Annotated in this window: 23 protein-coding genes; 7 read left to right on the top strand and 16 right to left on the bottom strand. The window is 66.8% G+C overall.

All coding sequences use genetic code 11. The features are described 5' to 3' along the window. Positions 1 to 206: 206 nt before the first annotated feature. The 6 genes from C6570_RS07570 to C6570_RS07545 all read right to left on the bottom strand — a co-directional run bounded on the left by C6570_RS07570 (position 207) and on the right by C6570_RS07545 (position 4,617). A complete protein-coding gene (locus C6570_RS07570; RefSeq protein WP_106702670.1) occupies positions 207 to 1,415 on the bottom strand; it encodes a CaiB/BaiF CoA transferase family protein in 1,209 nt (402 codons plus the stop codon). A 116-nt stretch (positions 1,416 to 1,531) separates the two neighbouring features. After that, the gene (locus C6570_RS07565; protein ID WP_106702669.1) at positions 1,532 to 2,527 is read right to left on the bottom strand and encodes a CobD/CbiB family protein; all 996 of its coding nucleotides are present in this window, start codon (positions 2,525 to 2,527) and stop codon (positions 1,532 to 1,534) included. Positions 2,528 to 2,571: 44 nt separating this feature from the next. Further along, positions 2,572 to 3,315 carry an NUDIX hydrolase gene (locus C6570_RS07560; RefSeq protein WP_106702668.1) on the bottom strand — a complete coding sequence of 248 codons (744 nt, stop codon included), beginning with the start codon at positions 3,313 to 3,315 and terminating at the stop codon, positions 2,572 to 2,574. A gap of 210 nt (positions 3,316 to 3,525) precedes the next feature. Then, positions 3,526 to 3,720, bottom strand: coding sequence for a YgaP family membrane protein (locus tag C6570_RS07555; RefSeq protein WP_106702667.1), 195 nt, complete (start codon positions 3,718 to 3,720; stop codon positions 3,526 to 3,528). A 32-nt stretch (positions 3,721 to 3,752) separates the two neighbouring features. Continuing rightward, a complete protein-coding gene (locus tag C6570_RS07550; RefSeq protein WP_106702666.1) occupies positions 3,753 to 4,277 on the bottom strand; it encodes a rhodanese family protein in 525 nt (174 codons plus the stop codon). Positions 4,278 to 4,305: 28 nt separating this feature from the next. Continuing rightward, positions 4,306 to 4,617 (bottom strand): ArsR/SmtB family transcription factor, encoded by a 312-nt coding sequence (locus C6570_RS07545; RefSeq protein WP_106702665.1) that lies wholly within the window; start codon positions 4,615 to 4,617, stop codon positions 4,306 to 4,308. Positions 4,618 to 4,750: 133 nt separating this feature from the next. Between C6570_RS07545 and C6570_RS07540 the strand changes: the two genes are divergently transcribed. Beyond that, a complete protein-coding gene (locus tag C6570_RS07540; RefSeq protein ID WP_106702664.1) occupies positions 4,751 to 5,107 on the top strand; it encodes a carboxymuconolactone decarboxylase family protein in 357 nt (118 codons plus the stop codon). 93 nt (positions 5,108 to 5,200) lie between these two features. On the opposite strand, the gene rplS is transcribed toward C6570_RS07540, so the two are convergent. The 4 genes from rplS to C6570_RS07520 all read right to left on the bottom strand — a co-directional run bounded on the left by rplS (position 5,201) and on the right by C6570_RS07520 (position 8,235). Continuing rightward, positions 5,201 to 5,590 (bottom strand): 50S ribosomal protein L19, encoded by a 390-nt coding sequence (gene rplS / locus C6570_RS07535; RefSeq protein WP_106702663.1) that lies wholly within the window; start codon positions 5,588 to 5,590, stop codon positions 5,201 to 5,203. Positions 5,591 to 5,740: 150 nt separating this feature from the next. Next, the gene (trmD, locus tag C6570_RS07530; protein WP_106704573.1) at positions 5,741 to 6,514 is read right to left on the bottom strand and encodes a tRNA (guanosine(37)-N1)-methyltransferase TrmD; all 774 of its coding nucleotides are present in this window, start codon (positions 6,512 to 6,514) and stop codon (positions 5,741 to 5,743) included. A 146-nt stretch (positions 6,515 to 6,660) separates the two neighbouring features. After that, the gene (hslO, locus tag C6570_RS07525; protein WP_106702662.1) at positions 6,661 to 7,650 is read right to left on the bottom strand and encodes an Hsp33 family molecular chaperone HslO; all 990 of its coding nucleotides are present in this window, start codon (positions 7,648 to 7,650) and stop codon (positions 6,661 to 6,663) included. Positions 7,651 to 7,713: 63 nt separating this feature from the next. Beyond that, the gene (locus tag C6570_RS07520) at positions 7,714 to 8,235 is read right to left on the bottom strand and encodes a gamma carbonic anhydrase family protein (RefSeq protein ID WP_106704572.1); all 522 of its coding nucleotides are present in this window, start codon (positions 8,233 to 8,235) and stop codon (positions 7,714 to 7,716) included. A 66-nt stretch (positions 8,236 to 8,301) separates the two neighbouring features. On the opposite strand from C6570_RS07520, the gene C6570_RS07515 reads away from it, so the two are divergent. Next, positions 8,302 to 9,105, top strand: coding sequence for a ferritin-like domain-containing protein (locus tag C6570_RS07515; RefSeq protein WP_106702661.1), 804 nt, complete (start codon positions 8,302 to 8,304; stop codon positions 9,103 to 9,105). A 1-nt stretch (position 9,106) separates the two neighbouring features. Here the strand turns inward: C6570_RS07515 and C6570_RS07510 are convergent, their stop codons facing one another. Next, positions 9,107 to 10,621 carry an aminotransferase-like domain-containing protein gene (locus C6570_RS07510; RefSeq protein ID WP_106702660.1) on the bottom strand — a complete coding sequence of 505 codons (1,515 nt, stop codon included), beginning with the start codon at positions 10,619 to 10,621 and terminating at the stop codon, positions 9,107 to 9,109. Positions 10,622 to 10,786: 165 nt separating this feature from the next. Between C6570_RS07510 and C6570_RS07505 the strand changes: the two genes are divergently transcribed. Further along, complete coding sequence (locus tag C6570_RS07505) at positions 10,787 to 12,280, top strand: 4Fe-4S dicluster domain-containing protein (RefSeq protein WP_164675506.1); 1,494 nt, start codon at positions 10,787 to 10,789, stop codon at positions 12,278 to 12,280. 236 nt (positions 12,281 to 12,516) lie between these two features. On the opposite strand, the gene C6570_RS07500 is transcribed toward C6570_RS07505, so the two are convergent. Beyond that, positions 12,517 to 13,200 (bottom strand): hypothetical protein, encoded by a 684-nt coding sequence (locus tag C6570_RS07500; RefSeq protein ID WP_106702658.1) that lies wholly within the window; start codon positions 13,198 to 13,200, stop codon positions 12,517 to 12,519. 473 nt (positions 13,201 to 13,673) lie between these two features. Continuing rightward, on the bottom strand, positions 13,674 to 14,519 hold the full coding sequence (locus tag C6570_RS07495) for a hypothetical protein (protein ID WP_106702657.1): 846 nt from the start codon (positions 14,517 to 14,519) through the stop codon (positions 13,674 to 13,676). Positions 14,520 to 15,036: 517 nt separating this feature from the next. Between C6570_RS07495 and C6570_RS07490 the strand changes: the two genes are divergently transcribed. Further along, on the top strand, positions 15,037 to 15,447 hold the full coding sequence (locus tag C6570_RS07490; RefSeq protein ID WP_106702656.1) for a PRC-barrel domain-containing protein: 411 nt from the start codon (positions 15,037 to 15,039) through the stop codon (positions 15,445 to 15,447). Positions 15,448 to 15,636: 189 nt separating this feature from the next. Here C6570_RS07490 and C6570_RS07485 read toward each other — a convergent pair whose 3' ends face one another. Together C6570_RS07485 and xerD are read right to left on the bottom strand one after the other, a co-directional pair. Then, a complete protein-coding gene (locus C6570_RS07485; protein WP_106702655.1) occupies positions 15,637 to 17,541 on the bottom strand; it encodes an acyltransferase family protein in 1,905 nt (634 codons plus the stop codon). A 47-nt stretch (positions 17,542 to 17,588) separates the two neighbouring features. Further along, positions 17,589 to 18,539, bottom strand: a complete 951-nt coding sequence (gene xerD / locus C6570_RS07480) for a site-specific tyrosine recombinase XerD (protein WP_425437911.1) — start codon at positions 18,537 to 18,539, stop codon at positions 17,589 to 17,591. A 158-nt stretch (positions 18,540 to 18,697) separates the two neighbouring features. Here xerD and C6570_RS07475 point away from each other — a divergent pair, with 158 nt between their 5' ends. Continuing rightward, a complete protein-coding gene (locus C6570_RS07475) occupies positions 18,698 to 19,351 on the top strand; it encodes a c-type cytochrome (protein WP_245896347.1) in 654 nt (217 codons plus the stop codon). A 19-nt stretch (positions 19,352 to 19,370) separates the two neighbouring features. Continuing rightward, the gene (locus C6570_RS07470) at positions 19,371 to 20,576 is read left to right on the top strand and encodes a c-type cytochrome (RefSeq protein ID WP_245896346.1); all 1,206 of its coding nucleotides are present in this window, start codon (positions 19,371 to 19,373) and stop codon (positions 20,574 to 20,576) included. Between the two features lie 233 nt (positions 20,577 to 20,809). Here C6570_RS07470 and C6570_RS07465 read toward each other — a convergent pair whose 3' ends face one another. Beyond that, entirely contained in the window at positions 20,810 to 21,781 is a 972-nt protein-coding gene (locus C6570_RS07465; protein WP_106702653.1) for a tripartite tricarboxylate transporter substrate binding protein BugE, read from the bottom strand. Between the two features lie 128 nt (positions 21,782 to 21,909). Here C6570_RS07465 and C6570_RS07460 point away from each other — a divergent pair, with 128 nt between their 5' ends. Continuing rightward, positions 21,910 to 22,821: an AEC family transporter gene (locus tag C6570_RS07460; RefSeq protein WP_106702652.1), complete on the top strand. Its 912-nt coding sequence runs from the start codon at positions 21,910 to 21,912 to the stop codon at positions 22,819 to 22,821. Positions 22,822 to 22,904 lie beyond the last annotated feature (83 nt).

Genomic DNA, 22,904 nt, shown 5'->3' with positions numbered 1-22,904 from the left:
AATGTCTCCCCCAAAACAGGGTTCATGAGCAACAGGGTTCGGCCGGGTTCTTGGTAGAAACCTGACCGATCGGTCGGTTAATGATTCTACGGGTCGACGCCCGCCCGACAGCCGCTGTTCGCTCAGGAATTACCCTAGCCCGGCAGGTCGCCCGGCCACCAAAAACGCCGCCCCACGGCCAGGCGCACAAGCCCCAGCAAGGGCCATCAAGCCACGGCGCGGGCCGCCTTCAAGGCCGCGATGTCTTCGGCGCTGTAGCCCAGTGCCGACAGCACCTCACCCGTGTCCTGCCCCATGTGCGGTGGCTGGGCCCCGGCACCCAGGCGCTGGCCGTCCAGGGTGAACGGCAGCAGCGTGGTGCGGGCGGTCTGGCCCACACGATCGCCGTCGGTCAGCGTGACTTCGGCCAGGCCGCCGGTAGCCAGAAGGTGCGGGTCGTCGTAGAGCTCTTCGGGTTTGCGGATCGGCGCGTACGGCAGCCCGGCGCCTTCAAACAGCTCGGCCAGCGCTTGCGCACTGCGCTGGGCCAGCCGTTCGCGCAGGATGGGCATCAGCTCCGGCCGCAGGCGCACGCGTGCGTTGTTGTCGGCCAGGCGCGCGTCGGCCAGCAGATCGTCAAAGCCCAGCACCTGGCAAAAGGTTTTCCATTGCGCGTCGCTGACGGCGGCCAGGAAGATCTGCTCGCCGTCCTTGACGGTGAACACGTCGTACACGGCCCAGGCGGAAATGCGGTCCGGCATGGGCGCCGCAGGCTGGCCGGTGATGGCGTACTGCAGCATGTGCTGGCCCACTAGGAACACGTTGTTTTCAAACAAGGCGCTTTGCACTTCCTGCCCCTTGCCGGTGATGCCGCGCTGAATCAGCGCGCCCAGCGCGCCGATGGCGCCAAACATGCCGCCCATGATGTCGTTCACGCTGGTGCCGGCGCGCAGCGGGTCGCCCGGCCGGCCAGTCATGTAGGCCAGGCCGCCCATCATCTGCACCACCTCGTCCAGCGCGGTGCGGTGCTCATAAGGGCCGGGTAGAAAGCCCTTGCAGCTGACGTAGATCACCCGCGGGTTCTGCGCGGACAGGCTGGCGTAGTCCAGGCCATATTTCTGCATGGTGCCGGGCTTGAAGTTTTCGGCCACCACGTCGGCGCTGGCGGCCAGGCGGCGGGCCACGGCGGCGCCTTCAGGTCGGTGCAGGTCGATGGCGATGCTCTTCTTGCCGCGGTTGAACATGGGGAAGAAGCCCGCCCCAGAGCCCAGCAAATGGCGCGTGCGGTCGCCATGAATCGGCTCGACCTTGATCACCTCGGCGCCCAGGTCGGCCAGCACCTGCCCGCAAGTGGGGCCCATGACCATGTGCGTGAATTCGACCACGCGCAGGCCGGTCAGCGGCAGGCGGGGGTTGGGCGTGGGGGATGCGGTCATTGGATGAATCCTGGGCCAATCGCGCAGCGATGGCGCGCGCGCCGGTGAACGGAAATTGCTATCAATAGTGCAGCTGCCAGCGCTGTATGCACCAGCGCCAGAGGCACATTTCAACCTTAACCCAGCACATGGGCCAGGCTCAGCAGCACCAGCAGCAGCAGCCACAAGGCCACGGCGCGCCAGACCAGGCCGATCACCTGGTTGAAGTGCCTGCTGGTCGGGGCATCGCCGGGCAGCGCGTCGCCCTCCAGGTCGACCGGGCCCAACGCAGGCTGGCCCGGCGCCGCCGCGGTGTTCGCCACGGCAACGGGTTTGAGCGTGGCCCCGCCCAGCCGCACGCCGATGGCGCCCGACGTGGCAGCCAGAATCACGCCGTCGTTGCCGTCCGCAAACTGCGCGGCGTGCTGGCGCCAGGTGTCGATGGCGTCCTCAAAACTGCCGACGATGGCAAAGGCCAGCGCGGTGGTGCGCGCGGGTAGCCAGTCGATGGCGCGCCATGCGGCGGCGGCGGCGCTGCGCAGCGCCTGGCTGACGGGCTGGTCGGCCGAATCGCCCTTGCGCCCCCAGTACCCGGCGGCGAACGCGGCGTTGCGATAGAACACCGCCCCGGCGGGCCCCAAGCCCAGCGCCGCCAGCAGGCAGTACCAGGTCAGCACGCCAAACACATGCCGGTGCGCGGCCAGCACGGAGTATTCGATGACGTGGCGGACGATCTCGCTGCGCGGCAACGCGCTGGCGTCCACCTGCTGCCAGCGCGCCAGCAGCTGCCGGGCGCGCTCTTCGTCGCCCGCATCCAGCGCATCGCGGATGCCGGTGAAGTGGTAGCTGAACTGGCGAAAGCCCAGCGTGACGTAAAGCACCGCCACGTTCCACGCCAGCGCCAACGGCCACCCGCCCAGCCAGTGCAGAAACAGGTACACGCCCAGCGCCGCCAGCGCTGGCATCAGCACGGCCAGCGCCCAGGCCAGCCACGCGTGGTGGTGGCCACCCGCGTCTACCGCACGCCCTGCGCCGCGCACCCAGCGGCGCAGGGCGGCCACGGCGGCATTGCCCTGACCCAGCGGGCGCACCTGCTCCAGCAGCAGCGCAATCACGATTGCAAAAAATGCCATGCGGGAATGATAGTCAGCGCACGATGACAGTCAGGCCGTGCGGCTCAGGCGGACAAGAAGCGGTAGAGGTTGCGCAACATGCCGGCCGTGGCGCCCCAGATGAAGTGCTCCACGCCCTCAGGCGCACCGCGCGGCGTTTCGCCACTGCCCACGGAGGCCTGCGCCGCGTCGATGTAGGGCATCGAATACCACTCCCGCGCATGGCCATCCCACTCCAGGCGGTGCCGGCGGTGGTGCGCAGGGTCCATCAAGAACGCCAGCGGCACTTCAAACGCCTGGGCCACCTCGCTGGGGTTCAGGTGCAAGACAAAACCCGGCCGCACCAGCGCAACGACGGGGGTCACGATGAATTGGGTACCGGTGACATACACGGGCAACTGCCCGATCACCTCGGTGAACTCGGGGCGCAGATCCACCTCTTCGCGCGCTTCGCGCAGCGCGGCGGCGGTCACGTCGGCGTCTTCAGGATCGACCTTGCCCCCCGGAAACGCCACCTGGCCCGAGTGGGTGGACAGGTTGGTCGTGCGCTCGGTCAGCAGCACCGTCAGGCCACCCGGGCGCTCGACCAGCGGCACCAGCACCGCCGCGGCGGCGGGCGCGCGATCGGCAAAGCGCGGCTCTTGCCGCACCTCGGGCTGCCACGGCGGAGGGTGCTGAAAACGCTGGCGCAGTGCCTCGGCCGAAAGGCGGTCGCGCGGCACCGGCGGCAGCGTGGATGATTCGGCGCGCACGGGCACCAGGCGGGGGTCGAACAGCGGCAGTGGCGTCAAGGAAGGCGTGGTGCTCATGAAGCGGCTGGCCGGGGGCGCCCCACCTGAAGACGGCGGCGCCTGCGGCAGACAGAAATCCGTTGGATGCGTCGCGCAGGATTCTCACGCAAATGCGCGCGCCGTGTCGGGTGGGCGTGCGGCCCGCCAGCATCCAATGACAAAGCGCAGCCAGGGCTGCGCTTCTCAGCCGCCTCTCGGCCGGCGTCATCTCAGGTTTGGTGCAGTGGCTCAGCTTTTCTTCACCGGGCAGCTGTTCACACCCAACAGCGTGTACAGCGGGCAGAAGCTGAACAGCCCGGTCAACAAAGGCACGGCGCCCAGCCAGCCCCACCAGCCCACGGTGTTGGTGGCTGCCAGGCCGATCAGAACCAAGCCCACCACGATTCGCAAGACGCGGTCAATGCCGCCCACGTTGGATTTCATGAAAGCTCCTACAGAGTTGAGAACAGAAAAACTCAAGACAGCGGCGCGCGGTTCCACGGCGCCCTCGCCAGCACGCGCGCCATCCCGCAGAAGCCGGTGGCGCCCGCAAACATCAGCCCGGCGCCCACGAAGCCGGGCAGCACGTAGAACCACGGCGACACCGTGGTGCCCAGCACCGTGCCCGTGAACACCAGCGCGCCGGCCGCCAGTTGAACCTGGCGCTGCAGTTCGATCGGCGCATGCGCATCCTTCACCACGGGCAGACCGGCGCTGGCCCAGGCGTCCAGACCGCCCTCCAGGGCATAAGCCTCGCAGTCGGTACAGCGGGCCAAGGCCGCGGCGTTCATCTGCGTGCGCACGCCAGAGCGGCAGTGAAAGATGACGGGATGATTGCCCTCCAGGCGTGTTGCGCCGGACTGCAGGCTGGGCAGCGGCATGTGCTTGGCCAGCTCGATGCGCATGCGCGCCCGCTCATCGGCCGCGCGGATGTCCACCAGCACCGCACCCTGCGCAAGCAGGGCCTGTGCGGCCTGGGGCGAAATGGTTCTCAACGTCATAGCAGGGCTCCGAAGGTGGACGTGCGGATCAGCGGCAGAAGATGTCTTTGAGCGTGCCGATGAGCTTGGCGACGTTCGGGTTCTCGATGCGGTAGTACAGCGTCTGCGCCTCTCGCCGGAAGGTGATCAGCCCCTCGTCACGCATTCGCGCCAGGTGCTGCGACAGCGCCGACGGGCTGAGCGCCACCTGCTCGTTGAGTGCGCCCACGCTCATCTCGCCCTCGCCGATCAACAGGCACAACACCAGCAAACGGTGCGGATTGCCGACCGCCTGCAGCAACGCAGCGGCGTCGGCCGCGTTGTCCTGCAGGCGTTCGATGTCGGTTTTGCGTTGGATCATGGTCTTGAAGAAAGTGGTCGACGCTTAATTTAGATTCATGTTAATTTAGCAAAGTCTTAATTGCAAGTGCCACCTCGACCAGAAGGGCCTTGCCGACACAACCACCTCACTTCAACCTGGAGCTTTTCCGACCATGTCTGCCCCCAATTACAAACAGCTCACCCAGACGATTTCCGCCCACCTGGCGCCGCTGCACAAATCTCAGCCCGGCGTGATGAAGGGTTTCAGCGACATGGGTAAGGCCGCCATGGCCGCCGGCGCGCTGGACGCCAAAACCAAGGAGTTGATCGCGCTGGCCGTGGGCGTGGCCGCTCGCTGCGACGGCTGCATCGGCTTTCACGTCAAGGCGCTGGTGCGGCTGGGCGCCACGCGAAGCGAGGTAGACGACGCGCTGGGCGTGGCGATCTACATGGGCGGCGGCCCGTCGGCGATGTACGCGGCCAATGCCGTGGCCGCGTACAACGAGTTTTCCGTGCCTGTCGCGGCTTGAGCCCGGCGACAGCAGGGCCCGGGCGCCCATGAAAAAACCGCCTGGGGCACAGGGCCTTCAGGCGGTTTTTTCTGGAGCCGAAGCTCGCAGCGATCAAGCAGCCGTTTCGGTGACTTGCTTGGCCACGCGGCTGGGCAGCTTTTCCTTGATGCGGGCCGATTTGCCGCTGCGGTCACGCAGGTAGTACAGCTTGGCGCGGCGCACGTCACCACGGCGCTTGACTTCGATCTTGGCGATCAGCGGGCTGTAGGTCTGGAACGTACGCTCCACGCCTTCGCCGCTGGAAATCTTGCGCACGGTGAAGCCGCTGTTCAGGCCACGGTTGCGCTTGGCGATCACCACGCCTTCGTAGGCCTGCACGCGCTTGCGGGTGCCTTCAACGACGTTCACGCTCACGATGACGGTGTCACCAGGGGCGAATTCAGGGATGCTCTTGCCGAGACGCTCGATTTCTTCTTTTTCGAGCTGCTGGATCAGGTTCATGGTTTCCTCAGATCTCGATCATGCACGCGCTACGCTAGGGGCGGCAGACTGCGGTTGCGCCTTGAAAGCGCCACCCGTCCTAAAGAATGCCGCGGCCGGCAGAGGATCGAAAAGCCTTTGATTATAGCCCGGCAGGGCCTGTGCAGTCCATCAAGCGCGGTCGGCAGGCGCCTGCTGCGCCAGAAAGGCCTCGTCGGCGCGATCGAGCAAGCCGCTGGCGCGGGCAGCGGCAATCAATTCCGGGCGGTGGCGCTGCGTGAGCGCCAGGCGCTGGTCGCGCCGCCAGCGTTCAATCTGCGCGTGGTGGCCGCTCATCAACGCTGCGGGGGCGCTTTCACCTTCCCACGCTTCAGGCCGCGTGTAGTGCGGGCAGTCCAGCAGGCCGTCTACGGCAGGGTTGAAGCTGTCGAACTGGTGGCTGCCCTCGTCGTTCAGCACGCCCGGCTGCAGGCGCGCCACCGCGTCGATCAGCGCCAGCGCGGCGATTTCACCGCCCGACAGCACAAAATCCCCCAGGCTGATCTGGTGCGTCACGTACCGGTCGATGAAGCGCTGGTCTATCCCTTCGTACCGCCCGCAGATCAGCACCGCGCCGCTGCTGGCGGCCCAGCGTTCAACGGCCTGATGGCGCAGCGTGTCGCCGATGGGAGAGAAAAGCACGACCGGCGCCTGTTCGCCCCCCGCCTCACCGCGATCGGCGCGCACGGCCTGAAGGCAGCGGGCCAGCGGCTCGGCCATCATCACCATGCCGGGGCCGCCGCCGAACGGGCGGTCGTCCACGCGGCGGTAATTGCCCTCGGCAAAATCGCGCGGGTTCCACAAGCGCAGCACGATCTGGCCGCTGTCGAACGCGCGCCGCACGATGCCCGCCTGGGTGAACGGCGCAATCAACTCCGGAAACAGCGTAATGACGTCAAAGCGCAAGTTGCGCACGCCTTGGGCGGCAGGCGAATCGCTGGACTGGGAAAGATCGACCATCGGCAACAGGCGTAGGTACGGGAACGAACAAGCCGCGCAGTCTGCCACCGAAATCCTGCAGGGCCTTCAATGGCCCGCAGCAAGCGCCAGCCTCACTGCACGGTCTTGGGCTGGGGTGATTGCTGCGCGGCGGGCGTGAACAGCCGGCCCACGTCGACCGCGTCAAAGTGCTCCTGATTGCCGCAGAAATCGCAGCCCACCTCAATGCGCCCCTGTTCGGCCAGGATGGAATCGGCCTCTTCCTTGCCCAGGCCGCGCAGCATGCTGGCCACGCGCTCACGGCTGCACGAGCAGGCGAACCGCGGGCCCTGTGCGCCCTGCAGCGGCGGAAAGCGCAGCAGCTGCTCTTCCCAGAAAAGGCGCCGCAGGATGGTGTCAGCGTCCAGGCCCAGCAGCTCTTCGCGTTTCAGACTTTTGGCGAGGATGGCAATGCGCTGGTAATCGTCGTCGGCCAGCGCCGCCGGCTCGTCTTCGCGCTGCACGTTGCTGCGCGCCAGGTTGTCCTGCCCTTGGCCTGGCAGGCGCTGGATCAGCAGGCCCGCGGCCACCTGTTCGTCGGCGGCCAGCACCAGCGTGGTGTCCAGCTGCTCGGACTGGCGCATGTAGTGCTCGACCACGCCCGCCAGGTCCAGCAGCGGCGCGCCGCGCTCATCGTTCAGCGGCACCACCCCCTGATACGGCTGCTGCCCTTCGCGGCGGCTGCGTGGGTCCAGCGTGATGGCGCAACGGCCAAGGCCTTTCGCGTTGACCATCTGGGTCAGCGTCATGCCGGGAGGCACCGCGCCCACGATGGACGCCGTGGCGCGCAGGCGCAGGTCGTTCTGCACTTCGGCCACCGCCACCTTCACGGGGCCGTCGCCCATGATTTGAAGCACCAGCGCGCCATCGAACTTGATGTTGCCCTGCATCAGCACGGCGGCGGCCGTCATCTCGCCCAGCAGCTCGGCCACGGGCGGCGGGTAGGCGCCGGTTTGCGTGTTGGCGGCGCGGCGGCGCAGCACTTCCTGCCAGGCGTCGGTCAGGCGCACCAGCTGGCCGCGCACGGGCAGGCCGTCGAAGATGAATTTGTGCAGTTCGGACATCTGGGCAATATGGGGCGTGCGGGGCGGCTTATCAATGGCCGCGGGCGCCCGGTGCGTTGCAGGTTACAGCTTTTTCAGCGTGGCGCGGAACATGCGCGCATTGTCGATGTAGTGCTGCGCGCTTTGGCGAAGGCCTTCAATTTGCTCAGGCGTGAGCTGGCGGATGGCCTTGGCGGGCGCGCCGACGATCATGCTGCCGTCTGGAAACTCTTTGCCCTCGGTGACCAGCGCGCCCGCGCCCACCAGGCAGTTCTTGCCGATCTTGGCGCCGTTGAGCACGATGGCGCCAATGCCGATCAGCGATTCGTCGCCAATCGTGCAGCCGTGCAGCATCACCTTGTGGCCCACGGTGACATGCCGGCCCACCGTCAGCGGCTTGCCGATGTCGGCGTGCAGCACGCTCAGATCCTGGATGTTGCTGCCCTCGCCAATGCTCATGCTTTCGGTGTCGCCGCGCAGCACGCAGCCAAACCACACGCTGGCGTCGGGCCCCAGGGTGACGTTGCCCATGACTTCGGCCGAATCGGCGATCCAGGCGGTGGAATCCACCTGCGGTGCCTTGCCATCGATTTCGTACTGGGCCATGGTGTCTGTCTCCTTGCGCAATAGGGGGTGTACGGGCGGCTTGGCCCGCTGCCTACAATTCTAGGGATGGAGTTGCGCCCCCTTGCCCTCAAAGCCCTTTGCGAACCCGATCTAGAGCAAAAACTGGCTCTGGCGCAGGCGCTACAAGCGCAGGCAGCTACGCTTTTGATAGTGCCAGAGACCATGCTGCCAGCGCCTGCCGAGCTGCCTGGCCGCCCGGCGCAGCCCGAATTGATCGAGCCCAAGCGCGTCCCGCAGCGCAGCGTGCAATCGCCCGAAGGCCGCGCGGGGCTGATCCACGCCATCTGCCACATCGAGTTCAACGCCATCAACCTGGCGCTGGACGCGGTCTGGCGCTTTGCGGACATGCCCGAGGATTTCTACCGCGACTGGCTGCGCGTGGCGGCAGAAGAGGCCCACCACTTCAGCCTATTGCACACCCACCTGCAAACGCAGCTGGGCCACCGCTATGGCGACTTTCCGGCGCACGACGGGCTGTGGACGATGTGCGCCAAAACCGCGCACGACATCACCGCGCGCATGGCGCTGGTGCCGCGCACGCTGGAGGCGCGCGGGCTGGACGCCACGCCGCTCATCCAGGCCAAGCTGCGCGGCGTGGGCACGCCCGACGCGCTGGCGGCCTGCGACATTCTGGACATCATCCTGCGCGACGAGGTGGGCCATGTGGCGATCGGCAACCGCTGGTACGCGTGGCTGTGTGCCCGCCAGGGGCTGGAGCCGGTGGCGCACTACCGGCACCTGGTGCGCCACTACGCCGCGCCGCGCCTGCGCGCGCCCTTCAACACCGAGGCGCGGCGGCGTGCCGGCTTCAGTGAAGCGGAACTGGCCGCGCTGATCGCTGGGGATTAGCTCAGGCGCTGGCTGGCGGGGGCACCGCAACCGCTTGGCGATCCGTTGCGTGGCCCGCCTTACCGCCCGCATTCACGCCGGCGCCCTCTGCAGCGGCGGCGGCCAGGCCCGCCGCCAGTTCACCCAGGCGCTGCACCGCCGGCGCCAGCCGCGCGTCGCCCGGGTGCCCCACGTTCAGGCGCATGTGGTGCGTAAAACGCCCGTCGCCTGAAAACAGCATGCCCGGCGCCGTGCTGATGCCCTCGTTCAGCGCCAGGCGGTACAGCGTCAGCGCGTCCACCGCGGGCGGCAATTCCAGCCACAGAAAGTAGCCGCCCGTTGGGTGCGTTACCCGCGTGCCCTGCGGAAAGTGGCGCGCCACCAGCCGCCGCGCCTGTTCGCGCTGCTGCGTCAGCGCTTGGCGCAGCCCGCGCAGGTGGCGGTCATAACCGCCCTGCGCCAGAAATTCGGCCAGCGCCAGCTGCGCCGGCAGCGAGGTGGCCAGCGAACTCATGATCTTCAGCCGCAGCACTTGCGACGCAAAGCGCCCCGGCGCGGCCCAGCCCACGCGGTAGCCGGGCGCGAGGCTTTTGGAGAACGAGCCGCAGTGCAGCACCCAGCCTTCGGTGTCGAAGGCCTTGGCCGGGCGCGGACGCTGCAGGCCGCCGTACAGCTCGGCGTACACATCGTCCTCGATCAACGGCACGCCCCGGCGGCTGAGCAGCTGCACCAGCGCCTGCTTGCGCGCGTCGGGCATCAGCGCGCCCAGCGGGTTTTGAAAGCTGGTCATGCACCAGCACGCGGCCACGCGGTGCTCGTCCAGCAGGGTCTGCAGGGCCTCCAGATCGATGCCCTCAGCGGGGTCGGTGCGCACCTCCAGCGCGCGCAGGCCCAAGCGGTCAAGCACCTGCAGCGCTGCGTAGAACGTGGGCGACTCGACCACCACCAGATCGCCCGGGCGCGTGACCGCCTGCAGTGAAAGGTTCAGCGCCTCCATCGCACCGTTGGTGATGATCGGCTCATCCGCCCCCAGCGCCACACCGTGCAGCGCATAGCGCCGCTGCAGGGCGTAGCGCAGCCGCGCATCGCCCGCCGCGCCCGCGCTGGTGACCTGCACCGGCCGCACGCGGCGCATGGCGCGCGCGCCGCAGCGGGCCAGCTCTTCAAACGGGAAGAGGTGCGAGGCGGGAAAGGCCGAACCCAGCGGTACCAGCGCCTCATCCTGCACGGCCTGGAGCAGCTCCAGCGACAAATCGCTCACCCGCACTTCGGTGGCCTGCGGCACGGCCGGCGCGGCCGTGGGCTGCGCGCCCCGTACGCGGCGGCGGGCGCGCACGAAATAGCCCGACCGGGGCCGCGCCTCGATCAGGCCCTGCGCTTCCAGCAAGCCGTAGGCCTGAAACACCGTGGCCGGGCTGACGCCGCGCACGCGGCAGGTCGTGCGCACCGACGGCAGACGCTCGCCAGCGCGCAGTTGCCCGCGCGCAATGGCGTCTGTCTTCCAGCTCGTGCGCGAGCCGCTGGTACAGGGTTTCAACCGGGGCGGAAGCGGCTTCCAGCGCGGCCGCCTGCGTGCTTTCACCGTCTTGTTCTGCTGGCATCTGATATGGTCCTTTAGCCATTTATCTGAATCTACCAGTTCAAACCCGACCCGCGCATGCTTGGGGCATCGGCAGCGATGCCGCCCCCAACAAGATCCCACATGCGCAACCCGAGCCGTACCATCCCGATGACACCCGTGGCCGTGGAGGCTGCCCAGCGCATCCACGCACGCAGCGCCAACGGCGTCTTCGCGCACCGGCGCCTGGCGCTGGTGATACTCACCCAGCTGTTCTTCTACGGCGTGCCGTGGATCACCATCGACGGCCGCCAGGCGGTGCTGTTCGACCTGGCGCACCAGCGGTTTTACCTGTTCAACACGCTGCTGCTGCCGCAGGATCTGATTTTCCTGACCGGCCTGCTGATCGCCTGCGCGATGGCGCTGTTCCTGGTCACTGTAGCCGTTGGCCGCATCTGGTGCGGCTTTGCCTGCCCGCAGACCGTGTACACCGAGATGTTCATGGCGCTGGAGCGCCGCATCGAAGGCGACCGCTCCGCCCGCCTGCGGCTGGACCAGAGCGGCTGGGGCCCCAACAAGGTGGTGCGCCGCGGCGGCAAGCACCTGTCCTGGGCGCTGCTGTCGCTCTGGACGGGCCTGAGCTTCGTCGGCTGGTTTACCCCCATCCGCGAACTGGTGCACGGCCTGCCCTTCGACATGGGCCCGTGGAACACCTTCTGGATGCTGTTCTACGCCGCCGTCACCTACCTGCACGCCGGCCTGCTGCGTGAGCGCATCTGCCAGCACGCCTGCCCGTATGGCCGCTTCCAAAGCGCGATGCTCGACCGCGACACGCTGGTGGTGACCTACGACCAGGCGCGTGGCGAACCGCGCGGCCGCCACCGCGCAGCGCACGCCGAGCCGGTCGCCGCCTTCGCTGGGGCCGTTGCGTCACCCGCCACCGCGGCAGCCACCGCCAGCGCCGCCGTGGCTGCGGCATCGGCCGAACCCAAGCTGGGCGACTGCATCGACTGCACCATGTGCGTGCAGGTGTGCCCCACGGGCATCGACATTCGCAAGGGCCTGCAGGCCGCTTGCATCAGCTGCGGCGTGTGCATCGACGCATGCAACAGCATCATGGACAAGATCAAGGCGCCGCGCGGGCTGATCCGCTTCAGCCCTTTGAACCCCGATTCGCCGACCCGCGGCGCCCCGTGGCGCAAGCCGCGCCTGTGGGTGTATGGCGGGGTCATCATGGCCGTGGTCACACTGATGATCGCCGGGCTGATGACACGGCCCGAACTGCGCCTGGACGTGCAGCGCGATCGCGGCGTGCTGGCGCGCATGGCGCCCAACGGCGACGTGGAGAACCTCTACCGCCTGCAAATCCGCAGCGCCACCTTGCACCCGCAGCACCTGGACATCCAGGTGAAGGTGGACGGCACGCCCGTACCCGCTCGCCTGATCACAGCCCACAACGATGCGCCGCCAGAGCTGGACGCGGCCGGCAGCCTGAGCCTGCCCGTCACCGTCAGCCTGCCCTACGAAGGCGCGCAAGCCCTGCGCGGGCAAACCGTGCCCCTGCGCTTTGAGGTGCGCGGCACCGACAAAGGCACCAGCGAGGTGCTGGCCAGCTCCACCTTCCGCGTGCCGCGCTGACCCGATCGCCGCCCGCGCGCGGCACCCGACAGGGCCAGGGGGGGACACGCGTGGCCGCTGCGCCCTGTCGACAGCCCCGAGGACGCTGACCGCGACGAAGACGCCGGCACGGATGTGCCGCCCGCCCGGTCGATACCAACGCCCAAGACGCACACGCACAAGCACCCTGAAGACCCGGCGCCCATGAAGGCGCCCCCAGGTTCGCCTGCGGACGCGCGGCGCGTCCTGTGGTCGCTCTACTTCTCGGTCGCCCGCTTCACTTTGGCGCGGTTCCAGGCAGGAAGAATCGCCTTGCGCACGGGCACTTTGGCCAGGGCTGGGAACTGGCTTCGGAAAACAGCCTCGTCGGTGCGCCACGCGTCGGTGATGGTCACCTCGAACGTGCCGCCCGAAGCGCCCGCCACGGCCTGATCGATCAGGGGGATCACCGGCCCCGCCTTCAGCTCGCCCTCCTTTGCCTCGCGCACGGTGGCACGCACGTTGCCCAGGTAGAACACGCCATTCGGCTCTCGTACCGACAAGTTGGCATAGAGCGGCACCTCGAACGTGCCTTGAATGGGAAAGACCATGCCGTTGGCATTCAGCCTGCGCAGGACGTATTCGCCAGGCTCCAGCTCCAGCCTGGCTGCGTAACTGTTCACCGCCGCACCCGGCACGACGACGATGCCTTGGAGGTCTGCAGAAATCAGGTTGCCCTCCCATTTGTCGCCCACGCGGCGGTCGACGACGACCGTCTGAAGCCTGGGATGAAACGATGGCCGGTAACTGTTTTCCAGCGTCACCATCAACAGGTACACCGCCTTCTTGTCCTCGACCTTCTCGGCCGGGGAGGCGAAAGGCATGGTGCGAAAACTGGCGCAACCGGTGGTCAACAAAAGCAACAGGCACGCGCACAGCGTGGCCCAGGTTCGGCGTGTCATGGTGATGGCTCCCTTTGAAAACTTTGCTACTACAGATATCGGCCTATCAATCGAATCGCCTTCCAGCGCCTGCCCACATTGCGTTGGCAGCTATGGTTTTTGATGGCTGCGGACATGATAGCGCCCCCCGCTGACGCCGCCACTGGGCAGCACACGGGCGTTGCGGGCCGGCCCTGCACGCCGAGGGACGCGCACCGAATGCGATAGCCGCTTGCGGCCCCGGCTGCGTGACGCCTTCCGCCTGAAACCTCAAAAAAGCGGATATCGCGCGCCAGTCTTGCCAGCCATGCCGCCCATGCGGTGGCTTGCTTCGGCCACGCCTTGGTGGCGCGGCTGCGTGCGCGTTGGGCACCAGGCACGTTACCGCGGGATCTCGCAGCTTCGCACTGGATGCTTCTATTTCAATAGCTATCTGCGCAGTCTGCACCTGCGCTATCGGCCTAAAACCTTCCTATTCGATGCGCGTCCGGCATTCAACGCCCACCTGCGGCATCGTCCTCAGGCGCGGCACTGCCATCGCTCACTCGGTGCGCCGCGACCGAGCCCCCCAGACCACCCGCGCCCATGCCCAGCCCCATGCCCATTCCGGCGCCACCGCCGCCACCGCCACCCCCACGGCCACCCTGCCCGCGGCCTTGGCCTTGCCCTCCTTGCCCGCCCGCGCCGCGCCCAGCGCCGCCGCCGCTGCGCCCGGCCAATGCCGCAGGCCGCAGCGGCCCTTGCGCGGGCAGCAGCACATCGGCGGGGATCGGGTCCAGATCCAGCGCCTCGCGCACGAAGGTGCGCAGCGACACCACCAGCGCGGCCAGTTCGACCTTGCGGCCGGCCACCATTTCGCTGGCGGCGTGCGCGGCCAGGCGCACCTGCTCTTCGGTGCCCAGCAGGATGACGTCGGACAGCGCCGCCTCCACCGCGTCGCGAATGCGGCGGCGCCGCTCAGCGACCGATTCGGAAGGCGCGTCATCCAACGGTAGCGGGGCACCCGTGTCGGCAAGCACGTTGGCGGCCCCCGGCTCGCCGACGCCGGAGGGCGGCAATGCCGCGTCCAGCGGCTCCGGCACGGGCAAGCTGGTTCGGCGCTGGTCGCGCCGGTGCGTCGGGTCCACCGCCAGTTCACCCGTGAAGGCGCCGCCCAGCACCTTGTAGGCGGCAATCAGCGTGCGCAGGCGCTCGTTGATCTGGCGGTTCTCGCGCTCGCGCCGCCGCTGGATGGTTTGCATGAAAACCAGTCGGATGCCCACCGCGACAACCGAAACCAGCACCAGGCCCATCAGCGTGGTCATCATCGCGCTCCAGGAGCTGAAATCAAGATTGCGCACAGGCGGTGCCCTCAGGTTCTGCGGTCGGTCGATCTTAGGCCGCCCGAGGCGGTTGCGGGGCGTGCCGCGCGCTGGCTTCGTCTATATAGGCGCTGCGCGGTTACAGGCAGGATTGCCGCGCGCGCAACGGCACCAGGTAATGGCGACTTGGCCCGCACGGCGCGCGACCCTTGCGCCCATGCCATCCATAGCTACAGTCCCCCCAATACACCTTTGACACACTCGATTATGTCGGCCAAAGCCTTGTTTACCGCCTGATACCAATTAAACACAATCCAGCAACGAAATCGACAGCAAGGCACTTGTTAAAACAAGAACGCGCGTAACATACAGGCAATGCGATACAGCCAGCGCAAGCGCAAGCGCAAAGACCAATAGGTACGAATCGCCTCGGCGCTCGCGCAAAGGATCTAATACCAAGGTTTTAAATGGCAAGTCGCCAAATCCACAGTTATTGGCAAACAATGCATTGCCCCATTATCCACAGCTCATTCAATAATTTTTAGAAGGGAAAATTATGTCAATCACCAAGAAACTCGTTATTGCTGCGGCTCTGTCTGGCGCCGTGCTGGCCCCTTCCCTGTCGATGGCGCAAACCGCCGGCGGCACGGTTCTGGGCGTCTCTGAAACCGTGCTGGCGGACGTGGTCAGCGGCTGGAGCGTCAAGCGCACCATCCTGAACAAAGCGGTCTACAACAACGATGCCAAACCCGCCAAGGTCGGCAAGATCGAAGACGTGATCATCGCCCCCACCGGCTCGGTGTCTTACGCCATCATCAATTCCAGCGCATTCATGGGCCTGTCCAACCACCGCGTGGCGATTCCGGTGGAGCAGTTCAAGATTGAAGGCGACCGCATCACCCTGCCCGGCGCCACCAAAGACGCCCTGCGCGCCATGCCGGTGTTTCAGTACGCCAAGAAAAAATAATCTGACGATCTGAATCTGAATCCGCGCAGGCAAAGCCTGGGCACTCAGTTTTCAGATCGATCGCGCTCACAGCGCCAAGGCGGACAGATTTTCCGCACCACAAAAAAAACAGGCCCCGCAGGCCTGTTTTTTTATCTTCCAACGGCCATAAACCCCAATTTTTGTGCCGGTCCGCACGGGGTTTGCGATTCAACGCGGTTGAAGCAGCTGCTCAATCCGCCGCGCAAGCGCCGCGCTGACCAGTTGGCTGCCTTCGGCACTGAAATGGCCAGGGTCGTAATACAGCTGGTCTCCGCCCTTGTTCACGTAGCAGAAGCGGTCGTCGCAAAGCTCATCCATGGTGTTGAACCTGCTCGCGCCCGCCAGCCCGTCCAGCGCGCGATCCAGAGTGCCCAGGTACTGCTGGCGCTCGGCCTCGATGTCTGCGCGCGACACAACACATGCAGCGGGCTGGCGCCTGAACCGGGGGCGGATGGTGGCGTCGCACGCCAGCGCCGTGGCAAGCATGGGATAAGTGGGAATCGACTCAATGACCACCACTTTCTTGCCACTGGACAGAAGGCGCTGCACCGTCTGGCGCATACCCGCTTCGTACGCCTGCGCGCCGGTCTCCGACGCAGGGCCACCCATGCGCCGAAGGTTGTCGGCAGGCAGGTACATCAGGTACGCATTGGCGATGATCACGACCTTGATCTCAGGGTCGCCCGCCAGCGACTTGAGTGCCGCTTCGGTGTTCGCCGGGGTCCCCTTGTGCCCAGGGTGCGGAATATGCCCCGGCTTCCAGTCCACACCGTCCAGAAATGGCCACCCCGCCATGGAATAGACGGCGAGGCGGTCGCCGTATATCCACCTCAAGCCATATTCAAGATGCCCGGCATTGCTGTCCCCCAGCAGCGCAATCTTCCCTGTGCTGGGCGTTGCCGGCTTCGCATCATCGAATCGGCTCTTGGGTGGAATCACATAGGACTTTACGCCGAGCGCAATGACATTCTTGTACGCCAGCAGTGACGTGGCGCTTATACCGGCCATCAAGATAATCAAGATTATGGTCAGCATACCGCGCCGCTTGGCTTTGGCCAACGGCCTTTCAACCGCGTGGTATGTCAGCATGGCCAGCACCACCGAGCCGACCACCGCCATGTTTCGATGCGACTGCGACCACTGCCCATCGCCGATCAGGCGCGCAAATACCAAAAGGGGCCAGTGCCACAGATAAAGTGGGTAGCTGATCTTGCCCACATAAACCATCACCGGGTGCGAAAGAATTCGCCGGTTGACCCAAGCCGTGGGGCCTGCCGCGATAAACAGCACGGCGGCCAGCACCACCACAATAACGTAGTAGCCGGGGAACATTTTTGCGTCCAGCGGCGTGGCCAAGACCACCGCCAGCAGCAGCACCCCGCCCCAGCTCAGCGCGTTGCGGGTGCCCGGCAAGGGGCTCAGGTCAAAGGGCGTGGATGCGCGGTGCGCTGCCGCCAGCAGGCCGCCGGCCGCCAACTCCCAAAACCGGCCAAACGGCAGGTAAAAGGCGGCCGCCTGGTTTTTTGATGTGAGATAAATGTTCAGCGCCAGCGAAATGAAAACGACCACCAAGGTCGCATTCAGAAATGACATTCGCTTTCTGAATGCCAGCCACAATAGCCATGGCCAGACCAGGTAGAACTGCTCCTCCACCCCCAGCGACCATAAATGCAGCAATGGCTTGAGCTTGCTGGCGACATCCCAATAGCCTGCCTCGGCGTAAAAACCCATATTGGCAGCGAAAACACTGCTCGCCCAGGCAGACAAGCTGACCCTGCCGTATTCATCGGGGTAAAGAATCAGCGGCCCAACGAACACCACCGCTGCCAGCACCAGCAACAGCGCCGGGAACAGCCTGTTGATCCGCCGAACATAGAAATCCCTGAGAGAGAATGTCTGCAGGCGCAGTTGGTCAATCAGAATGCCTGTGATCAGGAAGCCCGAGATAACAAAGAAAACATCGACGCCAATGAACCCATTCGGAAAACGCGATGGCGCGGCGTGTACGGCCAACACCAGGGTGACCGCCAAGGCGCGCAGGCCATCAATATCGGGGCGGTAGGTGGTGCTCATAAAACGTTCACGCCAGCGGCCAAGGTGGTGTGGGCAGCCGGCTTGCCTCAACCCCGCGGGTGGTGCTGGGCGTGCAGCGCCTTCAGACGCTCGCGGGCGATGTGGGTGTAGATCGTGGTGGTCGATATGTCGGCGTGGCCGAGCAGCATCTGCACCGCGCGCAGGTCGGCGCCGTGGTTGAGCAGGTGGGTGGCGAAGGCGTGGCGCAGGGTGTGGGGCGACAGGGGCGAGGTGATGCCCGCTTCGCGCGCATAGCGCTTGACGATGTTCCAGAACATCACGCGCGACATGGCTGTGCCAGGGATTCGGCCCGCCGTCGTTATGAACAAATCATCCGTCTGGCGCCCGCCCAGCAAGCGCTGCCTGCTATCTAACATATAGCGATCCAGCCATTCCCGGGCGACTTCGCCAAACGGCACCAGGCGCTCTTTGCTGCCTTTGCCCATGACGCGCAGCACGCCTTCGGCCAGGCCCACGTGGTAGGTCTTGAGCTGCACCAGCTCGCTTACGCGCAGGCCGCTGGCGTACATCAGCTCCAGCATGGTGCGGTCGCGCACGCCCAGCGGCGTGGCTGCGTCGGGCGCGGCCAGCAGCGCTTCGGCCTGGGCTTCGCTCAGCGTCTTGGGCACGCGCAGCGGCTGGCGCGCGGCCAGCAGCTTGAGGGTGGGGTCGGCGTGGATCATCCGCTCGCGCAGCGCCCAGCGGAAAAAGCGCTTGAACACGGTGAGGCGCCGGTTGGCCGACGTGGCCCGCGTGGCCGCGCGCGCGGCAAAGTAGCCCAGCAGGTGGTGTTCGGCGCTGGCCAACACGCCCAGGCCGTGCGTGGCGTGCAGCCAGTCGGCGTACAGCTTCAGGTCGCGCCGATAGGCGTCGAGGGTGTTGCGCGCCAGGCCGTCTTCCAGCCAGAGGGCGTCCACGAAGGCGTCCACCTCGGGTGCTGGCACCGGTATGGCGCGGGCGGGCGTGGCGGGCGGTGGCGGCGCGGCGTGGGGATTCACGGCGCGACGATAGCAGAGGCCAGAAGCGCGGCTTTGTCCCACAAGCGCGGTGCCGCCCGGGCGCCTAGGATGGCGCACAGCCCGCCCTAAACCCTGCCCTGGCCCGCGAGACAAGCCAGACGGCGGCCCACACATCCAACCAGAAGAAGGCGACCACGGTGCAAGCGTTTGACTTACTGCGCGTCGGTGTGGCGTTGGCGTGCACGCTCGTCGGCACGGCGGCTTTGGCGCAAACCGGCAACCCCCAGGCCGGTCAGGCCCTTTACGCCAACGGCGTGCCGCCCGCGGTACCCGCTTGCGCCAGCTGCCACGGCGCGCAGGCACAGGGCGCGGGCACCTTCCCACCACTGGCGGGCAGCGGCGCGGCGTACGTGCGGGCGCAGCTGGACGCGTTTGCCGACGGCACGCGCGCCAACGCCGTCATGGCGCCCAACGCCAAGGGCTTGACGGCCCAGCAGCGCGCCGACGTGGCCGCCTACCTGGCCACGCTGCCCAGCGGCATTGCGCGCGCCCCGCAGCCGCCCGCGGCGCCCAAGGCCAGCGACGCAGGCGCCTGGCTGGCCCTGCGGGGGCGAATGGGCGAGGGCATTCCGGCCTGCGCCGCCTGCCATGGCCCGGCGGGCGAGGGCGTGGGCGAGCACTTCCCGCCGATTGCGCACCTGAACGCGGCCTACATGCAGGCACAGATCGACGCGTGGAAGCAAGGCCAGCGCGGCCCGGGCCCGCTGGGGCTGATGCAGGGCATCGCCAAGAAGCTGAGCAGCGACGACGTGGCCGCCGTGGCGAAATACTACGGCGCGCAGGCCAGGTAAGCCCGTTCGAGAGGCCCGCATGAACCCGCCCAACCCCTCTGATTCTGGCCGCGCAGCCGTCGGCACGAACGCCATCACCAGCGGTTCGGACGACTTCCCGTGGTGGCTGAAGTTCATCGCCATCATGTTCACCGGTGCGATCTTCGCGGTGCTGTTCCGCGCAGCCGTGGCCATCCCAGACGCCTTGACCGCGAACGACCCGTTTCGCCAAGGCACGCCCGCCAGCGCATTGGTGAACTCCGGCGCGCCGGCCGCGGCGGCCAGTGCCGCGCCCACAGATACCACGGCAGCTGCCGCGCCATCGGCAGTCAGCGTCAACGCCGCAACGGGTGCGGGCAACACGGGCAACGCGGCCAGCGCTGCGGCGGCCCCCGCCAGCGCCGCGGCCACCACGGCAACCGCAGCGCCTGCGCCGAACGGGGTCAGCAAAGTCGCCTTCAAGCCCCCGGCCGATGACACGCTGCCGGACGGCCCGATGGGCGACGTGATCCGGCGCGGTCAGCAGATCTTTCTGCACACCGGCACCTACGCCAAGGCCTACGTGGGCAACAGCCTGAACTGCGTGAACTGCCACTTGGACGCGGGGCGGCTGGCCAAATCGGCGCCCATGTGGGGCGCGTACGGGCTGTACCCCGCCTACCGCGCCAAGACCCAGCATGTCGACAGCTTTGAAGACCGACTGCGCGGCTGCTTTGAATACAGCATGAACGGCAAGGCCCCGCCCTACGGGGGCGAGGTGCTGGGCGCGCTACAGGCCTACGCGTACTGGATGGCCAAGGGCGCCCCGGCGGGCGAAAAGCTGCCCGGCGCGGGCTACCAGGCCCTGCCCAAGCCCGCGCAGCCGCCCGACTACCAGCGCGGCCTGGCGGTCTACAGCGCCCAGTGCGCGCTGTGCCACGGCGCCAACGGCGAAGGCACGCGCAGTGGCGACACGCAGGTGTTTCCGCCGCTGTGGGGCGCGCAGTCGTACAACTGGGGCGCGGGCATGGCCAGCGTGAAGAATGCGGCTGCCTACATCCAGGCCAACATGCCGCTCAGCCGCGGTGGCAGCTTGAGCGAGCAGGACGCCTGGGACGTGGCGCAGTACATCGACAGCCAAGACCGCCCGCAAGACCCGCGCTTCACCGGCAGCGTGGAGGCCACGCGCAAGCAGTTCCACGACGGCGACGGCTCGATGTACGGGCAGACCGTCAATGGCAAGCTGCTGGGGCGAAATACACGATGAAATAGGCCTCCAGCGCAGGCAGCACCAGCGCCGGCAGCTACTATTTTCATAGCACAAAGGATTCCGCCAGCCCGGGCCTCGTAGCGGGCTTGCCACGAAGTCGCGCCTTCATGGCCACACCGCGGCGCCGTCCAGCCAACGCAACACATGCGTCTGGGCAAAGAAAAAGGGCGCCGACTGGCGCCCTTCGCTGTGTGGCCCGGCTTTAAGCCAGGCCCCGGCAGTCACGCCCCTCAGAGCGTCAGCTTCTGCTTTTTCACCACTTCCTTGTAGACGTTGAATTCGTCCTTGATCTGCTTGGAGAACTCTTGCGGCGTATTGCCCACGATGATCGAGCCCGTCTCTTCGATGCGCTTTTTCACCGCCGGCTCTTCCAGCGCCTTCTTGGCCGCCGCATACACCTTGTCCACGATCTCCTTGGGCGTGCCCTTGGGCGCCAGGATGCCGTAGTAGGCCATGCGGTTCACCGGCTCCAGGCCCACCTCTTTGAACGTGGGCGTGTCAGGCAGATCCTTCAGGCGCGCGGGCGCGGCCACCACGATGGGCACCAGCTTGCCGGTCTTGATGAAAGGCAGCGCAGAAGGCAGGTTGTCGAACATGATCGGCACCTGGCCGGCCACCACGTCGTTCAGTGCCGGGCCCGCGCCGCGGTACGGAATGTGGGTGACGAACAGGCCAGTCAGGCTCTTCCACAGCTCGGTCTGCAGGTGGCCAATGCCGCCCGTGCCCGACGAGGCGTACGAATACTTGCCCGGGTTCTTCTTGAGCAGCTCGACGAACGACTTGTAGTCTTTTGCGGGGAACGACGGGTTCACCGCAATGATGTTGGGCGTGGCCGCGATGTTGATGATCGGCACAAAGTCGTTGATCGGGTCGTACGACAGCTTGGGGTTGATGGCCGGGTTGGCGGCGGTGGTCGACACCGTGGCCACGCTCAGCGTGTAGCCGTCGGGCGCTGCGCGCGCGGCTTCCGCCGCACCGATGGCGCCGCCTGCGCCGCCCTTGTTGTCCACCACGACCGACTGGCCCAGCGCCTTGGTCAGCGGCTCGGACATCACGCGGGCAATGATGTCCGTGGTGCCGCCCGCGGCGAAAGGCACGATCAGCCGGATCGGCTTGCTGGGGTAGTTGCTCTGCGCAAAGGCGCTGCCGCAAGCCAGCGTAGCAGTGGCAGCCGCGAGTGCAATCAGGTGGCGACGGTGCATAGGTTCTAACTCCTTCAATGCAAATAACCAAAAGTGTCGATTAGAAGGCCGAAACGGCCGATTGTTCAAACCCGCAACGCAAGTAAAGTGAGGGTTTGCCCCAAGCCGTGCGGGTATGCTCGCCCCCCGTGCACTACGCCCAGCTGCTTTTCCCTGATTTTTCGCTGATCTTGATCGGCTACCTGCTGTGCCGCTACACGGCGCTGAACAAGCCCGTCTGGCAGGCGGTGGAGGCGCTGGTTTACTACTTTCTGTTTCCGGTGCTGCTGTTCCAGTCCATCGTGCGCACGCCGCTGGATCTGGCCGCCGCGTCGGGCTTGATGGGCGCCGGGCTGCTGACCGGCCTGGGCGGCATTGCCCTGGCCTACGCCCTGCCCCGCCTGCCGGGGCTGGGCAAGCACATCGACCGGCGCGACCACGCGGTCAGCGCGCAGGTGGCCTTTCGCTTCAATTCGTTCATCGGCCTGGCGCTGGCCGAGCGCCTGGCGGGCGCGCAGGGCCTGCAGCTGATCGCCGTGCTGATCGGCGTGTGCGTGCCGCTGTTCAACGTGGCGGCCGTGTGGCCGATGGCGCGACACGCCGAGCGCGGCTTTCTGCGCGAGGTGGTGCGCAACCCGCTGATCATCGCCACCGCGTCGGGCCTGGCCTGCAACCTGATGGGCCTGACCACGCCCGACTGGGCGCTGCCCACGGTGTCGCGCATCGGCGCGGCGTCGATCGCGCTGGGGCTGATGGCCGCAGGCGCCGGAATGCAGTTTCAGTCGCTGGCGCGCGGCAAGGCGCTGGGCGTGGCGCTGCTGGCCATCCGCCACCTCATCACACCGCTGTTGGCCTGGGGCATGGCGCGCGCCTTCAGCCTGGGCCAGCCCGAAACGCTGATGCTGCTGACCTTCTCTGCCCTGCCCACGGCATCGAGTTGTTACGTGCTGGCCGCGCGCATGGGCTACAACGGGGCGTACGTGGCGGGGCTGGTCACGCTGTCGACGCTGCTGGGCATGATCAGCCTGCCTTTTGCCCTGGGGCTGATCGGCCGGGGCTGAGCGCGTTCACGGCCACGCTGGCGCGGCGCAAACGTGGTGTGAAGGCGGTGTGAACGCGGCGCAGGCTGTGTGCACAAATGCCG

The organism is Ottowia oryzae (assembly GCF_003008535.1).
Lineage (GTDB): Bacteria > Pseudomonadota > Gammaproteobacteria > Burkholderiales > Burkholderiaceae_C > Ottowia > Ottowia oryzae.
Note: the sequence above shows the minus strand (reverse complement) of the source record. Positions and strands in the feature narration are given on the sequence as shown.

Excerpts from the sequence above, each read along its gene's own strand:
- C6570_RS07570 (WP_106702670.1), bottom strand. The coding sequence starts at position 1,415 with ATGACCGCATCCCCCACGCCCAACCCCCGCCTGCCGCTGACCGGCCTG.
- C6570_RS07565 (WP_106702669.1), bottom strand. The coding sequence starts at position 2,527 with ATGGCATTTTTTGCAATCGTGATTGCGCTGCTGCTGGAGCAGGTGCGC.
- C6570_RS07560 (WP_106702668.1), bottom strand. The coding sequence starts at position 3,315 with ATGAGCACCACGCCTTCCTTGACGCCACTGCCGCTGTTCGACCCCCGC.
- C6570_RS07555 (WP_106702667.1), bottom strand. The coding sequence starts at position 3,720 with ATGAAATCCAACGTGGGCGGCATTGACCGCGTCTTGCGAATCGTGGTG.
- C6570_RS07550 (WP_106702666.1), bottom strand. The coding sequence starts at position 4,277 with ATGACGTTGAGAACCATTTCGCCCCAGGCCGCACAGGCCCTGCTTGCG.
- C6570_RS07545 (WP_106702665.1), bottom strand. The coding sequence starts at position 4,617 with ATGATCCAACGCAAAACCGACATCGAACGCCTGCAGGACAACGCGGCC.
- C6570_RS07540 (WP_106702664.1), top strand. The coding sequence starts at position 4,751 with ATGTCTGCCCCCAATTACAAACAGCTCACCCAGACGATTTCCGCCCAC.
- rplS (WP_106702663.1), bottom strand. The coding sequence starts at position 5,590 with ATGAACCTGATCCAGCAGCTCGAAAAAGAAGAAATCGAGCGTCTCGGC.
- hslO (WP_106702662.1), bottom strand. The coding sequence starts at position 7,650 with ATGTCCGAACTGCACAAATTCATCTTCGACGGCCTGCCCGTGCGCGGC.
- C6570_RS07520 (WP_106704572.1), bottom strand. The coding sequence starts at position 8,235 with ATGGCCCAGTACGAAATCGATGGCAAGGCACCGCAGGTGGATTCCACC.
- C6570_RS07515 (WP_106702661.1), top strand. The coding sequence starts at position 8,302 with ATGGAGTTGCGCCCCCTTGCCCTCAAAGCCCTTTGCGAACCCGATCTA.
- C6570_RS07505 (WP_164675506.1), top strand. The coding sequence starts at position 10,787 with ATGCGCAACCCGAGCCGTACCATCCCGATGACACCCGTGGCCGTGGAG.
- C6570_RS07500 (WP_106702658.1), bottom strand. The coding sequence starts at position 13,200 with ATGACACGCCGAACCTGGGCCACGCTGTGCGCGTGCCTGTTGCTTTTG.
- C6570_RS07490 (WP_106702656.1), top strand. The coding sequence starts at position 15,037 with ATGTCAATCACCAAGAAACTCGTTATTGCTGCGGCTCTGTCTGGCGCC.
- C6570_RS07485 (WP_106702655.1), bottom strand. The coding sequence starts at position 17,541 with ATGAGCACCACCTACCGCCCCGATATTGATGGCCTGCGCGCCTTGGCG.
- C6570_RS07470 (WP_245896346.1), top strand. The coding sequence starts at position 19,371 with ATGAACCCGCCCAACCCCTCTGATTCTGGCCGCGCAGCCGTCGGCACG.
- C6570_RS07465 (WP_106702653.1), bottom strand. The coding sequence starts at position 21,781 with ATGCACCGTCGCCACCTGATTGCACTCGCGGCTGCCACTGCTACGCTG.